21 protein-coding genes are annotated in these 23,862 nt (G+C 67.7%); 7 read left to right on the forward strand and 14 right to left on the reverse strand.

The window, feature by feature from the left end:
• Window positions 1-123: 123 nt before the first annotated feature.
• The 10 genes from NF876_RS09465 to NF876_RS09510 all read right to left on the reverse strand — a co-directional run bounded on the left by NF876_RS09465 (window position 124) and on the right by NF876_RS09510 (window position 11,484).
• Entirely contained in the window at window positions 124-894 is a 771-nt protein-coding gene (locus NF876_RS09465) for a sulfite exporter TauE/SafE family protein (protein WP_262268552.1), read from the reverse strand.
• Window positions 895-897: 3 nt separating this feature from the next.
• Entirely contained in the window at window positions 898-2,901 is a 2,004-nt protein-coding gene (locus NF876_RS09470) for an alpha-glucosidase (protein WP_262268553.1), read from the reverse strand.
• A gap of 10 nt (window positions 2,902-2,911) precedes the next feature.
• Entirely contained in the window at window positions 2,912-3,676 is a 765-nt protein-coding gene (locus NF876_RS09475; RefSeq protein ID WP_262268554.1) for an SDR family NAD(P)-dependent oxidoreductase, read from the reverse strand.
• A 12-nt stretch (window positions 3,677-3,688) separates the two neighbouring features.
• Window positions 3,689-4,570: an SMP-30/gluconolactonase/LRE family protein gene (locus NF876_RS09480; protein WP_262268555.1), complete on the reverse strand. Its 882-nt coding sequence runs from the start codon at window positions 4,568-4,570 to the stop codon at window positions 3,689-3,691.
• An 11-nt stretch (window positions 4,571-4,581) separates the two neighbouring features.
• Window positions 4,582-5,388 (reverse strand): HpcH/HpaI aldolase family protein, encoded by an 807-nt coding sequence (locus tag NF876_RS09485; protein WP_262268556.1) that lies wholly within the window; start codon window positions 5,386-5,388, stop codon window positions 4,582-4,584.
• Window positions 5,389-5,397: 9 nt separating this feature from the next.
• The gene (gene araD / locus NF876_RS09490; protein WP_262268557.1) at window positions 5,398-7,137 is read right to left on the reverse strand and encodes an L-arabinonate dehydratase; all 1,740 of its coding nucleotides are present in this window, start codon (window positions 7,135-7,137) and stop codon (window positions 5,398-5,400) included.
• 6 nt (window positions 7,138-7,143) lie between these two features.
• Complete coding sequence (locus NF876_RS09495) at window positions 7,144-7,995, reverse strand: carbohydrate ABC transporter permease (protein ID WP_262268558.1); 852 nt, start codon at window positions 7,993-7,995, stop codon at window positions 7,144-7,146.
• A gap of 5 nt (window positions 7,996-8,000) precedes the next feature.
• Window positions 8,001-8,939 (reverse strand): carbohydrate ABC transporter permease, encoded by a 939-nt coding sequence (locus tag NF876_RS09500; protein WP_262268559.1) that lies wholly within the window; start codon window positions 8,937-8,939, stop codon window positions 8,001-8,003.
• Window positions 8,940-9,085: 146 nt separating this feature from the next.
• Complete coding sequence (locus NF876_RS09505; protein WP_262268649.1) at window positions 9,086-10,342, reverse strand: ABC transporter substrate-binding protein; 1,257 nt, start codon at window positions 10,340-10,342, stop codon at window positions 9,086-9,088.
• 68 nt (window positions 10,343-10,410) lie between these two features.
• Window positions 10,411-11,484 (reverse strand): ABC transporter ATP-binding protein, encoded by a 1,074-nt coding sequence (locus NF876_RS09510; RefSeq protein ID WP_262268560.1) that lies wholly within the window; start codon window positions 11,482-11,484, stop codon window positions 10,411-10,413.
• Between the two features lie 288 nt (window positions 11,485-11,772).
• On the opposite strand from NF876_RS09510, the gene NF876_RS09515 reads away from it, so the two are divergent.
• Together NF876_RS09515 and NF876_RS09520 are read left to right on the forward strand one after the other, a co-directional pair.
• Window positions 11,773-12,831 (forward strand): LacI family DNA-binding transcriptional regulator, encoded by a 1,059-nt coding sequence (locus NF876_RS09515; RefSeq protein WP_262268561.1) that lies wholly within the window; start codon window positions 11,773-11,775, stop codon window positions 12,829-12,831.
• A 537-nt stretch (window positions 12,832-13,368) separates the two neighbouring features.
• Entirely contained in the window at window positions 13,369-13,722 is a 354-nt protein-coding gene (locus NF876_RS09520; RefSeq protein WP_262268562.1) for a RidA family protein, read from the forward strand.
• Window positions 13,723-13,735: 13 nt separating this feature from the next.
• Here NF876_RS09520 and NF876_RS09525 read toward each other — a convergent pair whose 3' ends face one another.
• Both NF876_RS09525 and NF876_RS09530 read right to left on the reverse strand, forming a co-directional pair.
• A complete protein-coding gene (locus NF876_RS09525; protein ID WP_262268563.1) occupies window positions 13,736-14,533 on the reverse strand; it encodes a glycosyltransferase family 2 protein in 798 nt (265 codons plus the stop codon).
• 77 nt (window positions 14,534-14,610) lie between these two features.
• Window positions 14,611-15,420 (reverse strand): endonuclease/exonuclease/phosphatase family protein, encoded by an 810-nt coding sequence (locus tag NF876_RS09530; RefSeq protein ID WP_262268564.1) that lies wholly within the window; start codon window positions 15,418-15,420, stop codon window positions 14,611-14,613.
• A gap of 274 nt (window positions 15,421-15,694) precedes the next feature.
• Between NF876_RS09530 and NF876_RS09535 the strand changes: the two genes are divergently transcribed.
• The gene (locus NF876_RS09535) at window positions 15,695-18,220 is read left to right on the forward strand and encodes a heavy metal translocating P-type ATPase (RefSeq protein WP_262268565.1); all 2,526 of its coding nucleotides are present in this window, start codon (window positions 15,695-15,697) and stop codon (window positions 18,218-18,220) included.
• Window positions 18,217-18,672, forward strand: a complete 456-nt coding sequence (gene cueR, locus NF876_RS09540; RefSeq protein WP_262268566.1) for a Cu(I)-responsive transcriptional regulator — start codon at window positions 18,217-18,219, stop codon at window positions 18,670-18,672. The genes NF876_RS09535 and cueR overlap by 4 nt, the downstream gene beginning before the upstream one ends.
• Before the next feature lie 312 nt (window positions 18,673-18,984).
• On the opposite strand, the gene NF876_RS09545 is transcribed toward cueR, so the two are convergent.
• A complete protein-coding gene (locus NF876_RS09545; RefSeq protein ID WP_262268567.1) occupies window positions 18,985-19,563 on the reverse strand; it encodes a tyrosine phosphatase family protein in 579 nt (192 codons plus the stop codon).
• A 292-nt stretch (window positions 19,564-19,855) separates the two neighbouring features.
• Here NF876_RS09545 and NF876_RS09550 point away from each other — a divergent pair, with 292 nt between their 5' ends.
• The 3 genes from NF876_RS09550 (at window position 19,856) to NF876_RS09560 (ending at window position 22,209) form a co-directional block, all read left to right on the forward strand.
• On the forward strand, window positions 19,856-20,554 hold the full coding sequence (locus NF876_RS09550) for a L,D-transpeptidase (RefSeq protein ID WP_262268568.1): 699 nt from the start codon (window positions 19,856-19,858) through the stop codon (window positions 20,552-20,554).
• Window positions 20,555-20,918: 364 nt separating this feature from the next.
• Window positions 20,919-21,302: a DUF1622 domain-containing protein gene (locus tag NF876_RS09555; protein WP_262268569.1), complete on the forward strand. Its 384-nt coding sequence runs from the start codon at window positions 20,919-20,921 to the stop codon at window positions 21,300-21,302.
• A 214-nt stretch (window positions 21,303-21,516) separates the two neighbouring features.
• Window positions 21,517-22,209, forward strand: coding sequence for an EAL domain-containing protein (locus tag NF876_RS09560; protein ID WP_262268570.1), 693 nt, complete (start codon window positions 21,517-21,519; stop codon window positions 22,207-22,209).
• 380 nt (window positions 22,210-22,589) lie between these two features.
• Here the strand turns inward: NF876_RS09560 and tyrS are convergent, their stop codons facing one another.
• A complete protein-coding gene (gene tyrS, locus NF876_RS09565; protein ID WP_262268571.1) occupies window positions 22,590-23,843 on the reverse strand; it encodes a tyrosine--tRNA ligase in 1,254 nt (417 codons plus the stop codon).
• Window positions 23,844-23,862 lie beyond the last annotated feature (19 nt).

The following is a 23,862-nucleotide window of genomic DNA, read 5'->3' on the forward strand; positions in this document are numbered from 1 at the left end:
TCACGGGAATGGTCCGGCCGTCCGGGGCGTCCACCCACTCGCCCGCCACATAGGCCTGGCTCACCAGCAGCGACGGGTCCTTCAGATCAACAACGCGACGGTCGACAGGTTTCGCATGAGCGGTCATTTCGAGGCTCCCAGAAGATGAGTGACGGCAGGCGCTCCGAGCGACACGCCTGAGAGGAAAAGCAGAATGAACACGATACGCCGCATCGTGGCCGGAGAGACGGGCGGCGGCCAGCGGCGCGCCGCGTAGGTCGCCCCCATGACGCCCGGAATGGCGAGAAGCCCCGTGAGCGTGGAGCCGGACGGCAGATTGCCCGACAGCACCACGAGGCCGATCCGGAACACGGCATTGAGCGCGAAGACCGTGACGAGCGTTTCCCGCACCGTGGCGAGCGGCATGGGCTGGCTGTAGAAATGATAGACGAGCGGCGGGCCGGCCGTCGAGAACATCCCGCCCATCAATCCGGCGATGCCGCCGAAGAAGGCGAACGAGCCGTCACGGGACGGCTTCGCCAGCGGCTCGGGCTTTCGCGCCAGCTGCAGGCTGGACACGATGATCACGAGCCCCAGGATCAGGCGCAGGACATCCGCCTGCGTTCCGGCGAGCCATTCCAGCAGCCAGTACCCGACGAAGAGCAGGGGAATGCTGGCCGCCATGACGAGGCCGAATTTCCGCCATGCCACATCCCGCCACCCTTTCAGCAGCATCTGCGTGGCGTTCACGAGCGTCAGCACGCTCACGATCATGGCGGCGTCCGGCAGCGACAGCAGCCCCGTCAGGCCCACCCCGCCCATGGTGATGAGCCCGAAGGCGAAGCCCGTCAGGGTCTGCGCGTAGGCGGCGGCGCCCGTCAGCACGAGAAAGCCGATGAGCTCCGCAACCGACATGGCTCAGAGATCCCTCAGGCCCGCGAACAACCCCGAGAACGCCGAGCCGGCCCGGGAGAACACGGGCGGCTCGCCGAAGGGCGCCGCCACATTGGCCTCCTGCCCGCCCATGAAGGTTTTGCCGGACCATGCATGGACCCACTCGGCGCCCTCCGGAAGATAGGTGCTCCATTCCGTCTTCCCGGCCCGCCAGACGGGCGCGACGAGCAGGTCGGGTCCGTAGAGATAGGCGTCCTGGATCGCGTAGGTGCGGGCATCGTCCTCGAAATGGAGGAACAGCGGACGCTGCGCCGGCAGTCCCCGGGTCGAGGCTTCGGCCACCAGGGATCTGAGATAGGGCACGAGGTGCACGTAGACCCTGGTCATCCGGGCGAAATGCGCGAGGACGTCCGGATCCTGGTCGATCTGCAGGTTGTCGCGCGGGCGGTTGCCCTCATGGGTGCGCATCACGGGCGTGAACGCCGCCATCTCGGCCCAGCGCATGACGAGTTCCGCCGTGCGCACATTGCCGAAGAGGCTCGTATAGCCGCCGATGTCGGAATGGTGATAGGCGTTGCCGAGCAGGCCCGACGACAGCGCGCCCGACATCACCGTCACGAGCCCGTCGTGGCGGGTGAAATCGACCGACTGGTCCCCGCCCCACAGCAGCGGGCAATGCTTCTGCACCCCGGTGAAGCCGGCGCGCATGAAGAACAGGGCCTCGCCGGTCCTGCCGCGGCTCGCCACCGCGCGCGCGTTCACCTCGGCCCAGAGCGTCGGCCAGGCGTTGTGCATCAGCGTCGCGTCGACCCCGTTGGCGAGCGTCACGTCGATCGGCAGATACTCGCCGAAATCGGCCATCCAGCCCGACAGGCCGAAATCGAGCATGTTCTGCCCGATCACCCGCTCGGCGAACCAGGCGGCCGCCTCCGGGTTGGTGAAATCGACGACGCCGCAATCGAACTCGCCGAAATCGACCAGCGCGGTCCGTCCGCTCGCGTCCTTGGCGAAGTAGCCCGCCGCATCCGCTTCGGGGAAGAGCGACCCGTCGACGGCGAGATAGGGATTCACGTATCCGAGGAAACGGACGCCCCGATCCTCCAGCTCGGCGATGCGCTGGCGCAGGCCCGGGTAGCGATCGTCGTCGGCCTTCCAGTCCCAGAACAGGCGGGCACCGAACGACGTGTGGCGGAGCCCCACCCAATCCTCGCACCAGAGCCCGGACACCTTCGTGCCGGCCGCCATGATGGTGTCCAGCCGCTCGAACGAGTTCGCCCCATCCTTGAGCCCGATGATCGCCCCGCCATAGACCCATTCGGGCAGCGGCGGCTGGCGCCCGAAGCGCTCGGCCATGGCCTCGACGAGAGCGGCGAACGTCGGACGCGCCGTGAGCTCGATCCGTTCGGGAACGGCCCAGATCTCGATCTCGTGGAAGTCGCCGCGGCGGAAATCGAAGGCCGAATAGGCCGTCGTCTCCACGTGCAGCGCGTAACGCCGGGACGAGAGGAAGGTCGGCTGCGGATAATTGGTGTTCCAGTAGTCGCCGCCCGATCGGCCGGTCACGTCCGCCTTGAAGGTGATCTCGGTCGTCTTGTCGCGCCCGACGCCGGGCTCCGAGGTCCAGAGAGGAAAGCGGCGCCCGCGCATGTCGAAATACGACATCTGCTCCCCGCCACCCCAGACGTGCTCGCCCGGCTCGGCCTGAACGCGCAGCCAGATCCGGTTGAGGGCGGCATCCTCGGCGCGGAACGCGATGGCGCCGGTCCGGTCGTCTCCTGACAGTTCGAGGGTCACCCGGACCGGCTGCCCGGGAGCCGCCGAGAACGCGATGGCGGCCCCGGACACGACCGCATGGGCGAGCGGCGTCCGCTCGATCACGTAATCCTCGATGTCGAAGTTGCCGCGGTACATGTCCATGCGCGCGTCGCCCTGCCCGACGAACAGGCATGGCGCGTCGCCGCGGTGGCGCAGGATCGGCCTTCCGTCGAGAATGAGGTCGAAGCCGTCGGCGGTCGTGTGGATCTGCATGGGATGCTCTTCAGTTCTGGGTCAGGCCGGCATCGACGACGAAGTTCGCGCCCGTGCAGCCGCCGCTCTCGTCGGAGCCGAGGAACAGGGCCATCCTGGCCACGTGGCTGGCGTCGAGCCGGAACTTCAACGCCTGCAGGTCGAGGAACTGCTGGTTCAGGTCGGGCGTCAGCCAGAGCTGCTTCTGGCGCTCCGTCAGGATCGCCCCCGGCACGATGCAGTTGACGCGGATATTCGACGGACCCAGCTCGCGGGCGAGGGTGCGGGTCATGCCGTTGATCGCCGCCTTCGCGGTCGTGTAGCCGACCATGCCGGGACGTCCGCGCATCCACGAGATCGAGCCGAGCATCACGATGGATCCCGCCCCCCGCGCCGCCATGCCTTTCGCCACGGCCTGGGTGGCGAAGAACTGATGGTCGAGGTTCAGGGCAAGGGCTCGCCGCCAGTATTCCGGCTCCACCTCGGCCATGTCGTGCCGGTCGTCCTTGCCCGCATTGTTCACGAGAACGTCGACCCTGCCGCGTTCGTTTTCGATCCGGGCGAGCACCTCGCGGAGCGCCGGAATGTCGGTGACGTCGCAGGCATGGAAGCTTGCGCCCGTCGCGCTCGCCAGGGCGCGTCCCGGCTCCTCGGCGATGTCGATGAACGACACCCGCGCGCCCTGGGCGGCGAAAGCCTTCACCATCTCCTCACCGATCCCGGACGCCCCGCCCGTGATGACGACCGAGCGGTCCTGAAGGGAGCGATATTGGACGGTTGTGTAGTCGAATGCCATGGTGGCGCGGCCTCAAACGGAAGGATCGAAACGGTTTTCAGGCAGTCCCGGCACGTCGACCGGCATGGAGAACAGACTTCCCGATTGCGGAAAGGCCCCGAGCTCGGCCTCGGATCGACCATGGCGCGCGGAGGTCACGTAGAGCGTCCTCAAGCCGGCGCCGCCGAAGCAGACCATCGTGGGGCACCGGGCCGGGACAGGATGCTCCGCCAGCAATCGCCCGTCGGGTGCATAGCGCTGGATGCGTCCACCCTCGAAGAGAGCCGTCCAGTAGCAGCCTTGCGCATCCACCGCGGCGCCATCGGGCCGTCCGCGGTCCGTCTCGGACGGCTGGAGGCGCGCGAACAGGGTCTTGTCCGTGGCCGCGCCGGTCGCGGGATCATAGGCATAGCGCCAGATCGTGAAGGTCGGCGTGTCGGAATGGTAGAGCGTGCGCCCGTCCGGTGAGAAGGCGACGCCGTTCGACGTGAGGAGACCTCCGGCGAGCTCCGCGAGCCCTCGCCGGTCGTAGCGGTAGAGATGCGCCCTGCCGCCGTCCTTCGGCTCGTCGATGGTCCCGGCCAGGAAGCGCCCGGCCGGATCGACGCGGCCATCGTTGAAGCGGCTGGCGCGCTGGTCCTCCGGATTGTCCGCCAGCCTCGTCTCGCGGCGCCCCTCGGGATCCAGCAGCCACAGGCCGGAGCGGAAGCCCGCGATGAAGCCGCCGCCCTTCCGCAATCCGATGCAGCCGATCTCCTCCGGCATCGTCACGACGGCGTGCGCGCCGGACGCGGGGTGGAACCGATGAAGCGCCCTCCCCGTGATGTCGACGAAAAACAGCGCCTGCCCGTCGACGTCCCAGACCGGGCACTCGCCCAGTTGCGCGCGAACATCGAGAGCGACGGTCAGCGGCATGGCACGAAACCTCAATAGGCCGCGGCCGGAGCGTTCGACGCCACCGGCTGATCGCGAAGGGCGCCGAGCCATTCCGAGGCGCGGCTCGTCATCATGGCGATGTCGGACGCCACCGCCACGTAGCCGTAGCCATAGGCGATGAAGCGGCGCACCATGTCCGGGTTCGGGCCGACGATGCCGACCGGCTTGCCCGCCTCACGGGCCATCCTGGCCGCCTTCTCGATCAGCGCCTGGACGTCCGGATGCGCGATATTGCCGATATGCCCCATGGCGGCCGCGAGATCGCCCGGCCCGACGAACAATGCGTCGATGCCGGGAACGGCCGCGATCTCGGGCAGCCGCTCGATCGCCTCGGGGGTCTCGAGCTGGACGATCACGGCCACCTGGTCGTTGGCGCGCTTGAGATAATCCGCCGCGCGGCCGAACCGTGAACCGCGATGAACCGCCGCCACGCCGCGAATTCCTTCCGGCGGATACTTGGCGAACGAGACCGCCTGCCGGGCCTCCTCGGCGGTCTGGACGAACGGCACCATGATCGTCTGGGCGCCGGCGTCGAGGACGCGCTTGACGAGCACCTGATCGTTCCAGGCCAGGCGCACGACCGCATCGGCCGGCGTGCAGCCGATGGCGCGCAGGATATGGGCCAGGTCGGCCACTTCGATCGGCACGTGCTCCATGTCGACGACCAGGAAGTCGAAGCCGCTGTAGCCCATCGCCTCGGCGGTGGCGGGCGCGGCCGCCATGAGCCAGGTGCCGAGCGGCGGGCGCGGCCCCTCGCCCTTGAGCCAGCCTTTGAAGCGGTTCTCGATGTCGATCATGACGTGCCCCTAGAAGATGGATGGCTCGGCCACCGGGCCGGGCGCGCTGAGGAAATCGAAGTCGCAGCCCTGGTCGGCCTGCGAGACATGGCGCTGATAGAGCGCCGCGAACGAGCGGCCATAGACATGCGCGGTGGGCTTCCACGCGGCGCGGCGGCGCTCCAGCTCCGCCTCCTCGACCTTCATGTCGAGGCGCCCGGCCTCCACGTCGAGCGCCACGAGATCGCCGGTCCGGAGAAGCCCCAGGGGGCCGCCCACGGCCGCCTCCGGGGCCACGTGCAGGATGCAGGTGCCGTAATGGGTGCCGCTCATCCGCCCGTCGCAGATGCGCACCATGTCGCGCACGCCCTGCTTGAGGAGCTTCTTCGGGATCGGCAGGTTGCCCCATTCGGGCATGCCCGGCGCTCCGACCGGGCCGGCGTTGCGCAGCACGAGAACCGTGTCCTCCGTGATGTCGAGATCGGGATGGTCGATCATCCGGTTCATCTCGGCCGGGCTGTCGAAGACGAGGGCCGGCCCGACATGCTTGAGGAATTTCGGGTTCGCCGCGGAGGATTTCATGACGGCGCCGTTTGGGGCAAGGTTGCCCCGCAGCAGCGCCAGCGTCTTGCCGCGCGAGAGCGGCACGATCGGGTCCTCTTCCCCGCGGATGACATCGTCGTTCCAGCACTCGGCTCCGGCGATGTTCTCGCCGAGCGTCCTGCCGTTCACCGTCATGGCGTCCCGGTCGAGGTGCCCCTCGAGCTTCTTGAGCAGCGCGAGCAGGCCGCCGGCGAAATAGAAGTCCTCCATCAGGTACTCGCCGGACGGGAAGAGATTGGCGCAGACCGGCACCTTTCCGGCCATGTCGGCCATGTCGTCGAGGGTCAGGTCGACGCCGGCGCGGCGCGCCATGGCGATCAGATGCACGGCGGCGTTGGTCGAGCCGCCGAGGGCCATGTAGGTGACGAGACCGTTGCGGAAGCTCTTCGCATCGAGGAAGCGGGAGGGCTTCCAATCCTGCCAGATCATCTCGACGATGCGCTCGCCGCACAGGGAGGCCATGCGCGGATGGCCGCTGTCGGCGGCCGGGATCGAGGAGGCCCCGGGGAGCGTCAGGCCCATGGCGTCCACGATGGACGTCATGGTGGAGGCCGTTCCCATGGTGTTGCAGGTGCCGATGGAACGGGTCATCCGGCTCTCCAGGTCGACCCAGTCTCCTTGCGTGATGTTGCCGGCCCGCAGCTCGTCCCAGTACTTCTTGGTGTGGGTCCCGGCTCCGGTCTTCTGGCCGCGCCACTGCCCGTTCGACATCGGACCGGCCGGGCAGTAGATCACCGGGATGTCCATGCTGATCGCCCCCATGAGGAGCCCGGGCGTGGACTTGTCGCAGCCGCCCAGCAGCACGGCCCCGTCGATCGGGTGCGAGCGCAGGAGCTCCTCCACCTCCATGGCCAGGAAGTTGCGATAGAGCATGGTGGTGGGCTTCACCATGACCTCGCCGACGGAAAGGGCCGGCAGCTCGACCGGATAGCCTCCCGCCTGCCAGACGCCGCGCTTCACGGCCTCCGCCCGGTCGCGCAGATGCGAATGGCAGGGGCTCAGGTCGCTCCAGGTGTTGACGATGGCCACCACGGGCTTGCCGAGGAATTCCTCCCGGCGCAGGCCCATCTGCTGGGTGCGCTGGCGGTGCGCGAAGCCGCGCATGTCGTCGGAGGCGAACCAGCGCTGGCTCCGCAGCTCCCCGATGGGTCGGCGTGTCATGGCCATCATCCTTTATCCCTTGATGCCGCCGGAGGTCAGCCCGGACACGACACGCTCCTGGAAGATCACGATCAGGACCGCCACGGGCACGATGCCCACCACGAGCGCGGCCGAAATCACCGGCCAGGGGAACGCGAACTCGCCCTGATAGAGGGTGATGCCGACGGGAAGCGTGCGCAGCATCGGGTTGGAGTTGAAGGAGAGCGCGAGCAGGAACTCGTCCCAGGAATTCACGAAGGCCAGGATGCCCGCCGTGAACACGCCCGGCGCGGCGAGCGGCACCACGACCTTGAACAGGGCGCCCAGGCGCGTGCAGCCGTCGATCATGGCCGAGTTCTCGAGATCGCGCGGGATGCCTTCGAAGAACGAAACCAGGATCAGCGTGCAGACCGGCAGGCTCAGCACCGTGTAGGGCAGGATCAGGGCGATCCAGGTGTTGAGGAGGTTGAGCGCCCGCATGATCTCGAACAGCGGGACCAGGAGCGTCACCAGCGGGAAGGTCGAGACCGCGATGATGGCCGAGAGGATCAGGTCCCGGCCGCGGATGTGAAGCCGGGCCAGGGCGTAGGCGGCGAGCACCGACACGAAGAGCGTCAGGGCCGTCGAGAGAAGCGCCACCATGAAGCTGTTGAAGAGGAACAGGAGCAGCGGCTGATCCGTGAAGGCGCGCAGGTAATTGGCGATCGTCGGGGCATGAGGCAGCCACGTGATCGGCTTGAGGGTCAGCTCGGTCTCGGTCTTGAGCGACGTGAACAGGATCCACAGCGCCGGAAACATCCCGTTCATCACCAGGACGAACCCGATCAGGATGCGCAGCGGCTTGCCGGAAAAGAGCGAGCGGTTGGCAGGCGTATCATGGCTCATGGCTGTCACCCCTTGGCCCGGATCATGCGCAGGTAGACGGCCGTCACGCCCATGGAGAGCGCGAACATGACCACCGCGAGCGCGGAGCCGTAGCCGAGATCGAGGAAGTCGACCGTGTTCTGGTGGATGTACATGGCAAGGGTCGCCGTGGAGGTTCCGGGACCGCCCCGCGTCATGGTGAAGGGGATGTCGAACGTCTGCAGCGCCGTGATGGTGCGGAAGATCAGCGCCACCACGATGGAGGCCTTGAGCAGCGGCAGGGTGATCTCGAAGAACTGCCTCAGGCGCCCTGCCCCGTCCACCTCCGCCGCCTCGTAGAGGGAGCGCGGAATGGTCTGGAGGCCCGCCAGGATGATGAGCGCCATGAAGGACGACGTCTTCCAGATGATCGTCAGGCAGATCGCCGCGAAGGCCCAACGGGCGGAGTTGAACCAGATCACGCCCTCGAATCCGAGGCGGCCGAGCACGTCGTTCACGACGCCGTATTCCGAATGGAAGAACCACGCGAAGATGAGGCCGGCGAACGAGAGCGGCAGCGCCCATGGGATCAGGAGCGAGAGCCGGACCGGCCATTTCCGCTTGAACGGCAGGTTCGCCATCAGGGCGAGAGCGAGGCCGACGAGCAAGGCGCCCGGGACCGTGATCAGGGTGATGAGCACCGTGTTCCAGGTCGTCTCCCAGAACACGGGATCGTCCAGCATGAGCGCGTAGTTCTCGAGCCCGGCGAAGGCCGCCGGCGCGCCCGATGTCAGCGACAGGTTCTGGAAGCTGGTCCAGACCAGGCGGCAGACCGGATAGACGATGATGAGCGCCAGCAGCAGCGCCGCCGGAAGCAGCAGCAGCAGGGCGAGGGTGCGCTCGCTCGGATCGAGGAAGCGCGTCCACCATTTCGTGCCGCTCTCATTGCGCGGCGTAACCAGGGTCGTTTCGCTCGCCGTTGCCATCGTCATGATCCTGCCCGGGTGCGAGGTTAGGGATGGATGCCCGAGGGCATCCATCCGGTGGTGGGGATGGGGGTCAGCGTCGAACGATGCGCCAACCAAGAGTGGAGCATCACCCAAACGCGGGTCCACTCTTCACGTCCGATGCTCTAGCGCAGAACGCGGCGCAAGCGGCCTTCCATCTGCGTGGCGCCGTCCTCGGGCGTCGACTGTCCGGCCAGAACGGCGTTGACCGTGGTCCGGATGATGTCGCTCACCTCGTTGTAGCGGGGCGTCACCGGCCGCGCCTTCGCGGTCTCGACCACCGGACGGGCGTTGGCGAACCACGGAACCGCCTTGGTCACGTCCGCGTCCGTATAGACGTCGGGGAATTGCGGAAGCAGGGCGGCGTTGATCGCCATGAACTCGGACGTTTCGGGGCTCGACAGATACTGGACGAATTTCTGCGCCTCGGTCTTGTTGTTGGAATAGGCGGACACGCCCCATTCCCAGCCGCCCAGGCAGGAGGCCGGCTGGCCACCCTGCACGGCGGGAAGCTTCACGACGCCGACCTTGTCCTTCACGGCGGACTCGGCGCCCTGGAACTGTCCCCAGGCATACGACCAGTTGACGGCGAACAGCACGTTGCCGGCCTGGAACTCCTTGCGGGTATCGTCGGTGGCGACCTCCGCGATGTTCTTCTTGGCGACGCCCTGGTCGACGAAGTCCTTCCACAGCTTCAGGGACTTCACGGCCGCTTCCTTGTCGAAGGAGAGCTTGCCGTTGGAGACCAGCTGCCTGCCCATGCTCCAGTAGGGCAGCAGGAAGGTGCAGACCGCGCCCTCGATCGCCTTGCCCTGGAAGGAAAGCCCCTGGAGGTTCGGATCCTTCTCGGACTCGGTCACCTTCTTGGCCGCGACCGCGAGCTCATCCCAGGTCTGCGGCGGCTGGATCCCGTGCTTCTCGAGAAGATCCTTGCGGTAGTAGAGGAACATGGCATCGGCGAAGGCCGGCAGCGCCACGACCTTGCCGTCGACGGTGTTCGCTTCGGCATAGGCCGGCAGGTAGCGCTTCATCGCCGCATCGGCGTCGGCGCCGAGCACCTCGTTGAACGGCACGGTCCAGCCGGCTGCCGCGTACTGCGCCGGGCGGATCACGTCGAGGATCATGACGTCGAGGGACGAATCCTTCGCGGTCATGACCGTGTTGAGATACTGCGCCTGCGCCTCGGAGGTGTTGCCGCCGGTCTCGATGGTCACCTTCACGTTCGGGTTTTTGGCCTCGTACATGTCGAAGGCCTTGCGCCAGACATCCGGACGATGCTGGCTGGACACGAACACGCGCAGATTGGTCTGGGCCATGGCGGCGGACGCCGTCAGCGTCAGGGCCGCGCCGGCCAGAAGCAGCTTCATGGTCTTCTTCGACATCATCGTTTCCTCCTTGGGGTTCTTGTCGGAGCCGGTGCCTTGCCGGCCCCTTTCGTTGAAGGGGTCCCTCAGGCGAGGGCCCGTTCCGTCGCCGCATCGAACAGGTGGATCCGGGTGGGATCGACACCGATGGAGAGAGTGTCCCCCGGGCTCGGCCGCATCTCAGGCGCCACGCGCGCGGTCAGCGTCGACGGGCCGAGGGCGAAATGGATCAAGGTATCGGAACCCAGGGGCTCCACCACCTGCACCCTGCCCGTCAGGGGCTGGCCCTCGCCGGGCGGCAGGAAATGCTCGGGACGGATGCCCACGATGACGTCGCGCCCCTCGAGCGCGCCCGCCGGTCCGGCCGAGCGGCTCTGGAGCGGAATGCTGGAACCGCCATCGAACGCCACGGCCCCACCCTGGATCCTGCCCTTGGCGAAGTTCATCGCCGGGGATCCGATGAACCCGCCGACGAAGACGCTCGCCGGGGTGTTGTAGACCTCGTCGGGCGTGCCGACCTGCTCGATCTCGCCGCCCTTGAGGATCACGATGCGGTCCGCGAGCGTCATCGCCTCGACCTGGTCGTGGGTCACGTAGATGATCGTGGTGCCGATGGCCTGATGCAGGCGCTTGATCTCGGTGCGCACCTGCCCGCGCAGCTTGGCGTCGAGGTTCGAGAGCGGCTCGTCGAAGAGGAAGACCTGGGGCCGGCGCACGATGGCCCGCCCCATGGCGACGCGCTGGCGCTGCCCGCCCGAGAGCTGGCTCGGCTTGCGGTCGAGGAGCTGGGAGATGCCCAGCATCTCGGCCGCCTGAGCGATGCGGGGCTTGATCTCGGCCGCCGGGATGCCGCGGACCTTCAGGCTGAAGGCCATGTTCTCGTAGACGGTCTTGTGCGGGTAGAGCGCGTAGTCCTGGAACACCATGGCGATGTCGCGCTCGCGGGGCGGCAGCCTGTTCACCACCTTGTCGCCGATGCGGATCTCGCCGTCGCTGATGCTCTCGAGACCGGCGAGCATGCGCAAGGTGGTCGACTTGCCGCAGCCGGACGGGCCGACCAGCACGACGAATTCACGGTCGGCGATCTCCAGGTCGATGCCCTTCACGATCCGAAGGGCCCCGTAACTCTTCTCAAGCTTCCGGAAGCTGACGGACGACATGCTCCCTCCCTGTTGCTTTGCGCCGCGCTCCGAGCCGGCCCGCCTGCGCCCCTGTGATGATCTCAGGTCGATTTGGATTATGAATACATCATAGCGCTACGATGGACGGCACGCAAGAGGCGTCTTGAGGCGTCTTGCGCGACACGGAAGCCCTCGCCGGCACGTCATCCCGTCTGAAAATAGCGAGAAAAATCAAGCGTAAAGCAGCTTTTCTGTTTGCTGTGGCGCCGTTCTGCCCTATATTCGGATGAGCTTCATCCATCGAAGCGCTACGAAAAAGGGAAGAGGATGGACGCCGACAGCAGCCGCCTGCAGACCCGGAGCACCCGGAAACGGCGCAAGATGCAGCGTGTCACGATGATGGACGTGGCCAAGCTCGCCCAGGTGTCCCCATCCACGGTCTCGCTCTACCTCCGCAAACCGGCCGCCGTCTCGCCCGCGGCCGGGCAGGAGATCGCCCGCGCCATCTCGGCTCTGGGCTACGTTCCCAATCTGGTGGCCGGCGGACTGGCCGCGGCCTCCTCCAAGGTCGTCAGCATCATCGTTCCTTCCATTCGCAACGCCTTCTTCGCCGAGACCGTCTCGACCCTCCAGTCGGAACTGGCTGCCGAGGGCCTTCAGGTGCTCCTCGGCCACAGCGAATACGGCGAGGATCAGGAGGAGGCCCTGGTCCGGACGGCGCTCTCCTGGGCGCCGGCCGCCGTGGTCCTGACCGGGCTGTCCCACAGCGCCGGGACCCGCAAGCTCCTGCGGGCGAGCGGCGTTCCCGTGGTCGAGATGTGGGAGCTCGGCGGGACACCCATCGACATGGCGGTCGGCTTCTCGCACCCGCGGGTGGGCGCATCCGCGGCGCGACATCTCCTGTCGAAGGGCCGCCGGGCCCTCGCCTTCCTGGGCGCGCGCATGCAGGAGGATCATCGCGCCGAGACGCGCGCGAGCGGCTTTGCCGAGACGGCCCGCCTGGGGGACGGGCTCTCGCACGAGATCATCAATCATCCCGGAGCGGCAACGGTCGAGGCCGGCGCCCTTCTTCTGACCCGTGCCCTCGAGCGGATCCCGAACCTGGACGGCATCGCCTGCTCGAACGATCTGATCGCCCTCGGGGCCCTGTTCGAATGCCAGCGCCGGGGAATCGCCGTTCCGGACGCCATTGCGGTCGTCGGCTTCGGCGATCTCGACTTCAGCGCCTCGTGCATCCCCTCCCTCACCACCATCCGCCCCTCGGGCGATCTGATCGGACGGGAGGTCGCCCGGCTGATCCTCGGCAGCATCCAGGGCGACCGCCCGGAAGGTGCCTCGCGGATCATCGATACGGGCCATGTGCTGATCGAGCGGCGGAGCACGTGACGACGGCCATGACCTGGAGGGTGTCATCGCCCGCTCACACCACCCTCCACGTCATCACCGGGCTTGTCCCGGTGATCCCGCTTCTGTAAAGCGCCGCGCCTCACCTTATTGGGATGGCCGGCGAGAGGCGGGGGATGACTGGCCGGCCATGACGTGTGGAGGGTAGCAGGAAGGGCGGAGGGTGCCGTGACGCGGGAGGGTGTCATCACGCGCTCACACCACCCTCTCACGTCATCAACGGCCTTGTGCCGGTGATCCCGATTGTTCAAGGCGCCGCGCTTCACCGGATCGGGATGGCCGGGACGAGCCCGGCCATGACGGGCGGAGGTGACCCGACGGTCGCGGCTGTCGCCCGTCCCCGGCTTGTGGTACGAGCCGGATCGGCGCACCGTGCGAAAAAGTGGACCCGGTTTTTCGCCCTCAACGGTGCGCCGCTCAAGAAATTGAGCATCGGATCCGATGCTCGAGCGCACCGTGCGAACAAGTGGACCCGGTTTTTCGCCCTCAACGGTGCGCCAGCCAAGGGAGAGCAGAACCGTGACAGAGATCCGCTGGATCGGCGTTGCCGCACGCTACAGCGACCTCGTGATCCACGAGGGAACGGCCCGTTTTTCGGGCTATGTGCCCGAGACCACCCTGGGGCTTTCGGTCTCCGAGCAGACCCGGGACGTCCTTGGGCAGATCGAGCAATCGCTGGTGGAGATCGGCAGCGACAAGGCCAGGCTCCTGCAGGCCACGATCTGGCTGGCCGACATGGCCGACTATGACGCGATGAACGCCGTCTGGGATGCCTGGATCGTCCCCGGTCAGGCTCCGGCCCGCGCGTGCGTGGAAGCACGGCTGGCCAACCCGGACTACAGGCTCGAGATCCAGGTCGTGGCCGCCCTCTGACCCCTGGTCCCGCTCAGGCCTGCTCGGCCCGCGCGCCCGACTTCGCGAGCGCGCCCAGGCGCTTGCGCTCGTAGTGCTTCGCCAGGCGCAGGTGGCGCCACGTGGCGTAGTTCATGGAGATCAGGAACCCGTAGGTGCCGCGCAGGAAGTGCAGCCGCCCGAAATAGGCCTTCAGGAACGCGGCCGGAAACTCGAAATAGACCCGCCAGGTGGGGATCGACACGCCCCTCACCTCGAGATCGACCGCCTGCTGATCGGCGTAGCTGTTGAGCTTGGCGAGCTGGTCCCCCAGGGAGCGCACGGACCGGTGATGCACGAGGCCCTTCAGCTTGCCGACCCTGGTGCCGGGCTTCAGGTCGACCCGATCATGGACGAGGGAGGTCGAATACCGCCCGGCATCCCGCCGATAGAGCCGGACCGGGGCGATCCGGTACGCCAGCGGATGGGGAGCGCTCTCGCCCGGATAGGTCTCGGCGATGCGGATTCCATAGGCTTGGCGGGCCGGCTCCCCCTGGGCGAACAGCGCCCGCAGCTCGGCGAGCAGCTCCGGCGAGACCTCCTCGTCCGCGTCCAGGTTCAACAGCCACTCGTACCGGCACTGGTCCTCCGCGAAGCGCTTCTGGAGACCATAGCCCGGCCAGGGGTTGAAGATCACCCGGGCGCCGAGGTCCTGCGCCACCGCCTGGGTTCCATCCGTCGAGCCGGAATCGACCACGACGATATCGTCCGTCAGCCCGCGGACCGCACGGATCGTGGCTCCGATCCGGTCGGCCTCGTTCTTGGCAATGATGAAAACGGAAACGGGAAGCATGGCACCGGGTGCCTAGCCGCCCTGAAGTGTCGTGGCAAGAGCTTTGGGCAAGAGTTTTGGGCGAGAGTCTTGAACCGTCAGAGCAGTTCGCCCTCGCGGGCCTGGCTCGCGGCGGACGCTCCCTGGCGCTTGCGGACGCGCAGTTCGGCCAGGAGCGGGAAATGGTCCGATGCGACCCGGGTCAGCGGGTTGCGGACCGGTCCGGCATCGATCACCTCGATCGATTTCGTCACGAAGACATGGTCGAGGCGCAGGACCGGCGCCCGGGTGTGAAAGGTCGGCTGCGGCTCCCCGAAGGAGTTGGACAGCTGGGCGTCGCGCATCCGGTTGGCGATCAGCCGATAGGACCGCGAGTATGGGGGCGCATTGAAGTCGCCCAGCAGCACGGCCGGGTCGCCGCAATCCGGGTGGCCGATCCAATCCGCCCCGATCAGGGCGGCCGCCTGCGTCCGCCGCTCCCCGGACCGCAGCGACAGATGGGCATTGACCACATGAAAGGCTTGGCCGTCCACCTCGACGGCGACCCAGAGGGCGCTGCGCTTCTCGAAGGACGGTCGGGTCGATTGCGTGGGCAGACGCCCCGCCTTGACGATCCTCGAGGCATGACGGGTCAGCACCGCGATGCCGTATTGCTCGCCCAGGATGCGGATCGTCGGCTGAAAATGCAGGTCCATCCCGAGGCGGGAGGCCACGGCGGCCGCCTGATCGATCTCCCCGGCCCGCACCCGGCCGACGCGAACCTCCTGCAAGGCCACGATGTCCGGATCGCAGGACGCGATGACCTCCGCGATCCGCTGTGGGGAGATCTGCCTGTCCGTGCCGAGCCAGCGATGGACGTTGTAGGTGAGGATCCGAAGGGTTCGCCCCTGTTTGTCGCTATGCTTCAAAGGTCGGCACCGGCTCAATCGTTCGTGACAGGTCAATGCACCGGGTCATTCGGCACAAGCAGGACTTCACCTGCCGCCTAAGCGGCAAACGTGTCGGATCAATGACACAAGCTCGACCCTGGTTCCCAGGGGTGGCCGGCGGATGGCTGGCCGGCGGATGGCCGGCCGCGGACGCGCCGGGTCCGGATCTCCTTGGAACGTCTCTCGCCCCCTTGACCTTACCATGATTGGAAGCATTACACCCTCGTCCCATATGAGGACCAGGAGACCTGCCATGGCCGCCGGCAAGACCGCCCCGATCGACAGCATCGACATTTCCATCCAGGGCATGACCTGCGCCTCCTGCGTCGGCCGCGTGGAGAAGGCGATCCGCTCGGTGGAGGGCGTCACGGCGGCCCATGTCAACCTGGCGACGGAACGGGCCCATGTGGAGTTCGCGCCCTCCGCGCGCACCCCCACGGGGGTCGCCGAGGCGATCCGGGCGGCCGGTTACGAGCCCTCCGAGGACACGCTCGAGTTGAAGATCGACGGCATGACCTGCGCGTCCTGCGTCAACCGGGTCGAGAAGGCGCTCAGGCGCGTCCCGGGGGTCACGGATGCCTCCGTCAACCTGGCGACCGAGCGGGCGACGATCCGCTCTCTCGGCGGGCCGGAGATCGAGGGACGGCTGATCGGCGCTGTCGCGGAGGCCGGCTACGAGGCCACGGCGATCCGGCCGGATGGCGGGCGGGCCGACCGCGAGCGGGAGGCCCGGGAGGCGGAGATCGCCGGCCTCCGGCGCTCCCTGCTGGTCGCCGCGGCCCTCACCCTGCCGGTCTTCGCGCTCGAGATGGGGTCCCACCTCATCCCGGCCGTCCATGACTGGGTCATGGGAACGCTCGGGCACCGCAACAGCTGGATTCTGCAATTCGCCCTGACCACCCTGGTCCTGTTCGGTCCCGGACTGCGCTTCTTTCGAAAGGGCGTCCCGGCCCTCCTGCGGGGGGCCCCGGACATGAACTCGCTCGTCGCCCTCGGCACGAGCGCCGCCTATGCCTATTCGGTGGTGGCGACATTCCTGCCCGGGTTCCTGCCGGCCCCCATGGAGAACGTCTATTTCGAGGCGGCCGCCGTCATCGTGACCCTGATCCTGCTGGGCCGCTTCCTCGAAGCCAAGGCCAAGGGCCGCACCTCGGAGGCGATCAAGCGCCTCATGGGCCTCCAGGCGAAGACGGCCCGGGTGGTCCGGGACGGCGCGGCGCTGGACGTTCCTCTCGACCGGGTCGTGAGCGGCGATCTCGTCCAGGTCCGCCCCGGCGAGAGGATCCCGGTCGATGGTGACGTGGTGGAAGGATCGTCCTTCGTGGACGAATCCATGATCACGGGCGAGCCCGTTCCCGTCGAGAAGACGCCTGGGAGCGAAGTGGTGGGCGGCACCATCAACCGGACCGGCAGCTTCGCCTTCCGGGCCACCCGGATCGGAGCCGACACGGTCCTGGCCCAGATCATCCGGATGGTCGAGCAGGCTCAAGGGTCGAAGCTGCCGATCCAGGCCCTCGTCGACCGGGTGACCGCCTGGTTCGTTCCCGCCGTCATGGCCGCCGCCGCCCTGACCTTCCTGGTCTGGCTCCTCGTCGGCCCCGAACCCGCGCTCACCTACGCGCTGGTGAATGCGGTGGCCGTGCTGATCATCGCCTGCCCCTGCGCCATGGGGTTGGCCACGCCCACCTCCATCATGGTCGGCACGGGACGGGCGGCGGAGCTCGGCGTGCTGTTCCGCCAGGGCGAGGCCCTCCAGAGCCTCAAGGAGGTCGGGGTCGTGGCCCTCGACAAGACCGGCACCCTGACCGAAGGGCGCCCCGAGCTGACCGACTTCGTGTGCGCGCCCGGGGTCTCCGACGCCGAGGCGCTGCGGCTGGTCGCCGCCGTGGAGAGTCGCTCCGAGCACCCGGTCGCGCAGGCCATCGTGGCGGCCGCCGCGCGGCGGGGGCTCGCCCTGCCGCCCCCGGAGGGTTTTGGGGCCGAACCGGGCTTCGGCGTCTCGGCTTCGGTCGAGGGGCGGAGCGTGGCCGTGGGCGCGGACCGCTTAATGTCGAGGCTCGGGCTGAGCGTCGCCGCCTTCGGGGCCATCGCGGCGCGCCTGGGCGCGGAGGGCAAGAGCCCGCTCTATGCCGCCATCGACGGCCGGCTCGCGGCCATCGCGGCGGTCGCGGACCCGATCAAGCCCTCGAGCCGCGAAGCGGTCGCGGCGCTCCACGCGCTCGGGCTCAAGGTCGCCATGATCACCGGCGACAACCGCAGGACCGCCGAAGCCATCGCGTCTCGGATCGGGATCGACGAGGTGGAGGCCGAGGTGCTGCCCGACGGCAAGGTCGAGGCGGTGAAGCGCCTGCGCCGTCAGCACGGCCGGATCGCCTTCGTGGGCGACGGCATCAACGATGCGCCCGCCCTCGCGGAGGCCGATATCGGCATCGCCATCGGGACCGGCACGGACATCGCCATCGAGAGCGCCGACGTGGTGCTCATGTCGGGCGACGTCCGCGGCGTGGTCAACGCCATCGCGCTGTCGAAGGCGACGATCCGCAACATCCGGCAGAACCTGTTCTGGGCCTTCGCCTACAACGTCCTGCTGATCCCGGTGGCGGCCGGCGTGCTCTATCCGGTCGACGGCACCCTGCTGTCGCCGATCATCGCGGCCGGCGCCATGGCGCTGTCCAGCGTCTTCGTTCTCGGCAACGCCCTGCGCCTGCGCGGCTTCAGGGCGCCGGCCGCGTCGGGGCGGGCCGTTCCCCCCTCTCGAGCCGTTGAAGGTGTCGCATGAATATCGGGCAGGTCGCCGCGGCGTCCGGCGTTTCGGCCAAGATGATCCGCTATTACGAATCCATCGGGCTGATCCCGAAGACGGCGCGCACGGAATCCGGCTACCGGGTCTATTCCGACCATGACGTGCACACCCTGCGCTTCATCCGGCGCTCGCGCGATCTCGGCTTCTCGGTCGAGCAGATCGTCGACCTCGTGTCCCTCTGGCAGGACCGCGACCGGGCGAGCAAGGACGTGAAGGCCATCGCGCTCGACCATGTGGGCGTGCTCGAGCGCAAGATCCGGGAGCTGCAGGAGATGGCCTCGACCCTGAAGCATCTCGCCGCCAACTGCCACGGGGACGCGCGCCCGCATTGCCCGATCATCCAGGAGCTGGCGAACGACGGGGCCGCGCCGCTCCCGGGGAAGCCGGACGCGAAGTTCGGCGCCTTGGGGAAAGGGCCCGGGCGGTGAACCGGCCTCCCCCACGCGACGTCATCACCGGGCTTGTCCCGGTGATCCCGCTTGTTTGAGGCGCCGCGCTTTTCCGATCGGGATGGCCGGCACAAGGCCGGCCATGACATGGGAGGTATCATCACCCGCTCATACCACCCTTCCACGTCATCACCGGGCTTGTCCCGGTGATCCCGATGCGAGAGGCGCCGCGCTTCAAGCCATCGGGATGGCCGGCACAAGGCCGGCCATGACATGGGAGGGTGGGAGAGATGGCCATCCCGATCCGGCGGATCACCAGCATGACGACGGTCGGTGCGTCATCCCGTCCCCTCAGGCGGCCATCTCGACCTCGCGGCCGCGGCCGAGATCCTGCATCAGCTGCACGTAGTCCGGCCGCCGCCGGATCTGGCGTCCGTAGTGCCGCCGCAGGGCCTCGGTGAGTCGCCCGTCGCGCGACAGAAGCCCGTCGGCGAAACCGACCATGAGGGAATTCGGCCAGGCCTGGGGCCGGATCTCCACCAGGCGCTCGAACAACGCGTCCTCGCTTTCGTTCGGGTCGGCCTGGGCCATGAGGGTCAGCATCGCGGCGGTCGAGCGCGAGACGCCCATGTGGCAATGGACCAGCAGGTGACCCTCGGCGTGGCCGGCCCGCCCCTCGCCCACCTCGTCCCCGAAGCGGAGAATCGCCTCCACGTCCGTTCGCGCAGGCAGGATCATGCCCGGGATGGGCAGGATGATGTCGTGGAAGCGCAGGATCGTCCTGTGATGCGGATCGTAGGCTTCGAAGGCCTCCGGGTCGGGATGATCCGGGTCGAGAATGGACAGGACATGGGTCACGGAGCGTTCGCGCTGGTCCGGCAGTTCCGCGATGCCGCAGACCGTGAGCATCTGAATGGGAGTTCGGTGCATGATCAACGCTCGCTCGCTGGCTGAATTGGGACAAGAACCTTAACGGCCCTCACGAAAGAGTTAACCCCTTGCGACGAAGAGCAATCGGCGCGTTCAAAAGACTGTGTCTTGCAAACAACACTGGACCTTTGCCACATTTGCGCCATGTGAGATCCACCTTGTCGTCACCGGCCAGGCTATGTCTCTTCATGAGTCATGCTGCCGCTCCCGAATGTCGGCAGACGAATCCCAAAAACAGAAACTGCAGGTCACCCCACTGATGTTTGCTGCCTTGGCTTCGCGCCCGTCACCGATGAAAAACGCGTTCCGTTTCGCCGCGGTTCTCCTTCCGATGGCCCTGGCGGCCTGCGTCACCACGCAAGCGCCTCCGCAGCAAGCCGTGCGCCGTATCGATCCCGCTTACGCGGCCATGTACGGCCCCCGCCCGGACGAGCCGCACCCGCTGCCGGCCACCGACATCTCCGAAGTCGACCCGCGCTTCCTGCGCCGCGAAGTGGCCTATTACGGCCGCGAGGAACCCGGCACCATCGTGGTCGACACCGAGGCGCGCCATCTCTATCTCGTCCGCGAGGGCGGCCGGGCCATCCGCTACGGCATCGGCGTCGGCAAGGAAGGCCTGGCCTGGAGCGGCCGCGCCCGGATCGGCCGCAAGGCCACGTGGCCGCGCTGGACTCCCACCGCCGCCATGATCCGCCGCGAGCCCGAGCGCAATGCCCGCTGGGCCGGCGGCATGGAGGGCGGCCTGAGCAACCCTCTCGGCGCACGCGCGCTCTACCTCTACAACAACGGCGTCGATACCATGTACCGGCTCCACGGCACCACCGAGCCGTGGTCGATCGGCCAGTCCGTGTCGAGCGGCTGCATCCGCCTGTTCAACCAGGACATCATCGACCTCTACAGCCGGGTGCCGGTCGGCTCGCCCGTGGTCGTGCTGCAGGGCCAGCGCCTGTTCGACGTGGAGGACGATACGCGGGTCTCCTCCGCCTATTGAGGTCTCGGCCCGCGCCACCCTCCCGTCATGGCCGGCCGGTCATCACCCGCCTCTCGCCGTCCGTCCCGATGCGGTGAGGCGCGGCGCTTCACATGATCGAGATCACCGGGACGAGCCCGGTGATGACGTGGCGGGTGGCGTGAGCGGGTGACAACACCCTCCCCACGTCATGGCCGGCCTTGTGCCGGCCATCCCGATGCGGAAAAGCGCCGCGCCTCGAACAATCGGGATCACCGGGACAAGCCCGGTGATGACGTGGAGAGGTGGGATGGGCCGGTGATGACGCCCTCCCCCCTGGAGGCCTCGCCGGACTGTCCTATGAATCCATGTCCATGAGGCTCGAGGATCGTTCCAGGGATCGTTCATGGACGAATGGTTTTTCGCCGCGCTGAGACTGACCACCCGCGCCATCGAGGTCGGCGGGATCGCCATTATCGTCCTGGGCATTCTCGGAGCGAGCCTCGCGGCCCTCTGGCAGGTCCTGCGCGGGCGCCCGGGATCGGAGGCCTTCGCCCTTTACCGCTCGAACGTGGGCCGGGCGATCCTGCTCGGCCTCGAATTTCTCGTCGCGGCCGACATCATCAACACGGTGGCGATCGAGCCGACCCTTCAGAGCCTTCTCATCCTCGGCGGCATCGTGCTGATCCGGACCTTCCTCAGCTTCTCCCTCGAGGTCGAAATCGAGGGCCGCTGGCCCTGGGCCCGGCACAGGGCCGACAGGGAGCTCTCCTCAGACGGCGCGGCCTGACACGGGAAGGCAGGCCTCGCAGATCGCCGCACTATGCCGGTGATCCGTGCCGCAGCATCCCCCGAGCACCGACCGATGCGTTAGCGCAATCGCAAGATCTTTCTCCCATATTCCTGTGTGGAATTCTCCAATGGTCGGAACGGAACTGTCAGTGGATACGAGGGTCGGATGCCAGGGCTGCCGGAACAGCGAACCGCTTCCGTTCGACTTCACCATGGCGTTCCACCCGATCGTGGATCTCGACCGCGGCGTCATCTGGGGCTACGAGGCGCTGGTCAGGGGAACGCAGGGGCAATCCGCCGGGCAGATCCTGAGCCAGGTCGATGAGCACCTGCAGTACAAGTTCGATCAGGCCTGCCGGGTCAAGGCCATCGAGCTGGCGGGCCGCCTCTTCCCGCGGACCGAGGAAACGCGGCTGTCCATCAACTTCATGCCGAACGCGGTCTACGAACCCGCGGCCTGCATCCGAACGTCTCTGGAATCGGCCCGCCGCGTGGGCTTCGACACCCGGCGGATCATGTTCGAGTTCACCGAGAACGAGCGGATGGCGGACACGAAGCACGTGGCCCGGATCATCGCGGAGTACAAACGTCTCGGATTCATCACGGCCATCGACGATTTCGGCGCCGGACATGCGGGCCTGAACCTCCTCGCCAATTTCCAGACCGACCTCATCAAGATCGACATGGAGATCATCCGGGGGATCACGGATTCGACCGCCCGGCAGGCGATCATCGCGGGCATCCTGGTGATGGCCCGCGCCCTCGACATCACGATCATCGCCGAGGGCATCGAAACGGACGCGGAACTCGCCACCCTGCGGGATGCGGGCATCGGCCTGTTCCAGGGCTTCCTCTTCGCCAAGCCGGCCGTCGAAAGCCTCCCGGCCGTTTCGCTCGGTGCGTGACGGGGCCGCTCGAAGTCTCTCCCGTCCCCCGCGACGGTCACCCACCACGTCATGGCCGGCACAAGGCCGGCCATGACGTGTGGAGGGCGTCATCACCGGGTCACACCACCCTCTCACGTCATCACCGGGCTTGTCCCGGTGATCTCGATTGTTCGAGGCGCCGCGCCTCACCGCATCGGGATGGCCGGCACAAGGCCGGCCATGACGTGGAAGGGTGTTGTCATCGGACCTTGCCACCTTCTCCACGTCATCACCGGGCTTGTCCCGGTGATCCCGCTTCGGAAAGGCTTTGCGCTCTTCCGATCGGGATGGCCGGCACAAGCCCGGCCATGACGTGGGAGGGTGTGACCATGACGCGGGAGGGTGCCGGCCATCCTCCCTCACCCGCTCACCTCGACCCGCACATGCCGCTTCCTGCCCGCCGTGAGCTTCAGGGATCCGCCGGCGAGATCCGCCGGATCGACGGGGGCGTCCGCGTCCTGCACGACCACGCCGTTGAGCCGCGCGCCGCTGTTGCCGACCAGGCGGCGCGCCTCGCTCCTGGAGCCGGACAACCCGGCCAGCACGAGAAGCTGCGCGACCGTGACGCCGGCCTCGAGCTCGGACCGGGAGAGGCCGATGCTCGGCAGCCCGGATGCGGTCTCGCCCTCCTCGAAGGCGCGGCGCGCCGTCTCGGCCGCGTCCCGCGCGGCGGCGTCCCCGTGCGCGAGACGGGTCGCCTCGTTGGCCAGGATCCGCTTCGCCTCGTTGATCTCAGAGCCCTTCAGCCGCCCCAGACGATGCACCTCGTCGAGGGGCAGCTCCGTGAAGAGGCGCAGGCAACGGGCGACGTCGTCGTCCTCCGTGTTGCGCCAGAACTGCCAGAACGCGTAGGGGCCGAGCTTGTCGGCGTTGAGCCAGACGGCGCCCGTCGCGGTCTTGCCCATCTTGGCCCCGGCCGTGGTGGTGAGCAGCGGCGTCGTCAGCCCGAAGAGCTGGCGCTGGTCGATCCGCCGGGCGAGCTCGATGCCGTTGACGATGTTGCCCCACTGGTCCGAGCCGCCCATCTGCAATGCGCAGGCATGATGGCGCGACAGCTCGAGGAAGTCGAAGGCCTGGAGCACCATGTAGTTGAACTCGAGCAGGGTGAGCGGCTGCTCGCGCTCGAGCCGCAGGCGCACGCTGTCGAAGCTCAGCATCCGGTTGATGGTGAAATGGGTGCCGAACTCGCGCAGGAACGGCAGGTAGCGCAGGGGATCGAGCCAGGCGGCGTTGTCCACCATCACGGCATCGGTCGGCCCGTCGCCGAAGGCGAGGTAGCGGGAGAAGACCTGCTTCAGGCCGGCGGCGTTGCGGGCGATCTGCCGGTCGTCGAGCAGGGGCCTGCTCCCGTCGCGGAAGCTCGGATCGCCGATCCGCGTGGTGCCGCCGCCGATGAGCACGACCGGCCTGTGGCCGCATTTCTGCAGCCAGCGCAGGGCCATGATCTGCACGAGGCTGCCCACGTGCAGGCTGTCCGCGGTGGCGTCGAAACCGATGTACGCGGCCACGGGCCCGGCGGAGAGGCGCGCGTCGAGGGCCTCCACATCGGTGCATTGGTGGATGAAGCCGCGCTCGGCGAGCGTCTTCAGGAATTCGGATTTCGGGGTCGTCATCGTGTCGTCTCCTGGGATT

The organism is Microvirga yunnanensis (assembly GCF_025460875.1).

What these genes read in the sequence shown, in the direction of transcription:
- NF876_RS09465 (WP_262268552.1), bottom strand. Translation starts at nt 894, where the DNA reads ATGTCGGTTGCGGAGCTCATCGGCTTTCTCGTGCTGACGGGCGCCGCC.
- NF876_RS09470 (WP_262268553.1), bottom strand. Translation starts at nt 2,901, where the DNA reads ATGCAGATCCACACGACCGCCGACGGCTTCGACCTCATTCTCGACGGA.
- NF876_RS09475 (WP_262268554.1), bottom strand. Translation starts at nt 3,676, where the DNA reads ATGGCATTCGACTACACAACCGTCCAATATCGCTCCCTTCAGGACCGC.
- NF876_RS09480 (WP_262268555.1), bottom strand. Translation starts at nt 4,570, where the DNA reads ATGCCGCTGACCGTCGCTCTCGATGTTCGCGCGCAACTGGGCGAGTGC.
- NF876_RS09485 (WP_262268556.1), bottom strand. Translation starts at nt 5,388, where the DNA reads ATGATCGACATCGAGAACCGCTTCAAAGGCTGGCTCAAGGGCGAGGGG.
- araD (WP_262268557.1), bottom strand. Translation starts at nt 7,137, where the DNA reads ATGGCCATGACACGCCGACCCATCGGGGAGCTGCGGAGCCAGCGCTGG.
- NF876_RS09495 (WP_262268558.1), bottom strand. Translation starts at nt 7,995, where the DNA reads ATGAGCCATGATACGCCTGCCAACCGCTCGCTCTTTTCCGGCAAGCCG.
- NF876_RS09500 (WP_262268559.1), bottom strand. Translation starts at nt 8,939, where the DNA reads ATGGCAACGGCGAGCGAAACGACCCTGGTTACGCCGCGCAATGAGAGC.
- NF876_RS09505 (WP_262268649.1), bottom strand. Translation starts at nt 10,342, where the DNA reads ATGTCGAAGAAGACCATGAAGCTGCTTCTGGCCGGCGCGGCCCTGACG.
- NF876_RS09510 (WP_262268560.1), bottom strand. Translation starts at nt 11,484, where the DNA reads ATGTCGTCCGTCAGCTTCCGGAAGCTTGAGAAGAGTTACGGGGCCCTT.
- NF876_RS09515 (WP_262268561.1), top strand. Translation starts at nt 11,773, where the DNA reads ATGGACGCCGACAGCAGCCGCCTGCAGACCCGGAGCACCCGGAAACGG.
- NF876_RS09525 (WP_262268563.1), bottom strand. Translation starts at nt 14,533, where the DNA reads ATGCTTCCCGTTTCCGTTTTCATCATTGCCAAGAACGAGGCCGACCGG.
- NF876_RS09535 (WP_262268565.1), top strand. Translation starts at nt 15,695, where the DNA reads ATGGCCGCCGGCAAGACCGCCCCGATCGACAGCATCGACATTTCCATC.
- cueR (WP_262268566.1), top strand. Translation starts at nt 18,217, where the DNA reads ATGAATATCGGGCAGGTCGCCGCGGCGTCCGGCGTTTCGGCCAAGATG.
- NF876_RS09545 (WP_262268567.1), bottom strand. Translation starts at nt 19,563, where the DNA reads ATGCACCGAACTCCCATTCAGATGCTCACGGTCTGCGGCATCGCGGAA.
- NF876_RS09550 (WP_262268568.1), top strand. Translation starts at nt 19,856, where the DNA reads ATGAAAAACGCGTTCCGTTTCGCCGCGGTTCTCCTTCCGATGGCCCTG.
- NF876_RS09555 (WP_262268569.1), top strand. Translation starts at nt 20,919, where the DNA reads ATGGACGAATGGTTTTTCGCCGCGCTGAGACTGACCACCCGCGCCATC.
- NF876_RS09560 (WP_262268570.1), top strand. Translation starts at nt 21,517, where the DNA reads ATGGCGTTCCACCCGATCGTGGATCTCGACCGCGGCGTCATCTGGGGC.
- tyrS (WP_262268571.1), bottom strand. Translation starts at nt 23,843, where the DNA reads ATGACGACCCCGAAATCCGAATTCCTGAAGACGCTCGCCGAGCGCGGC.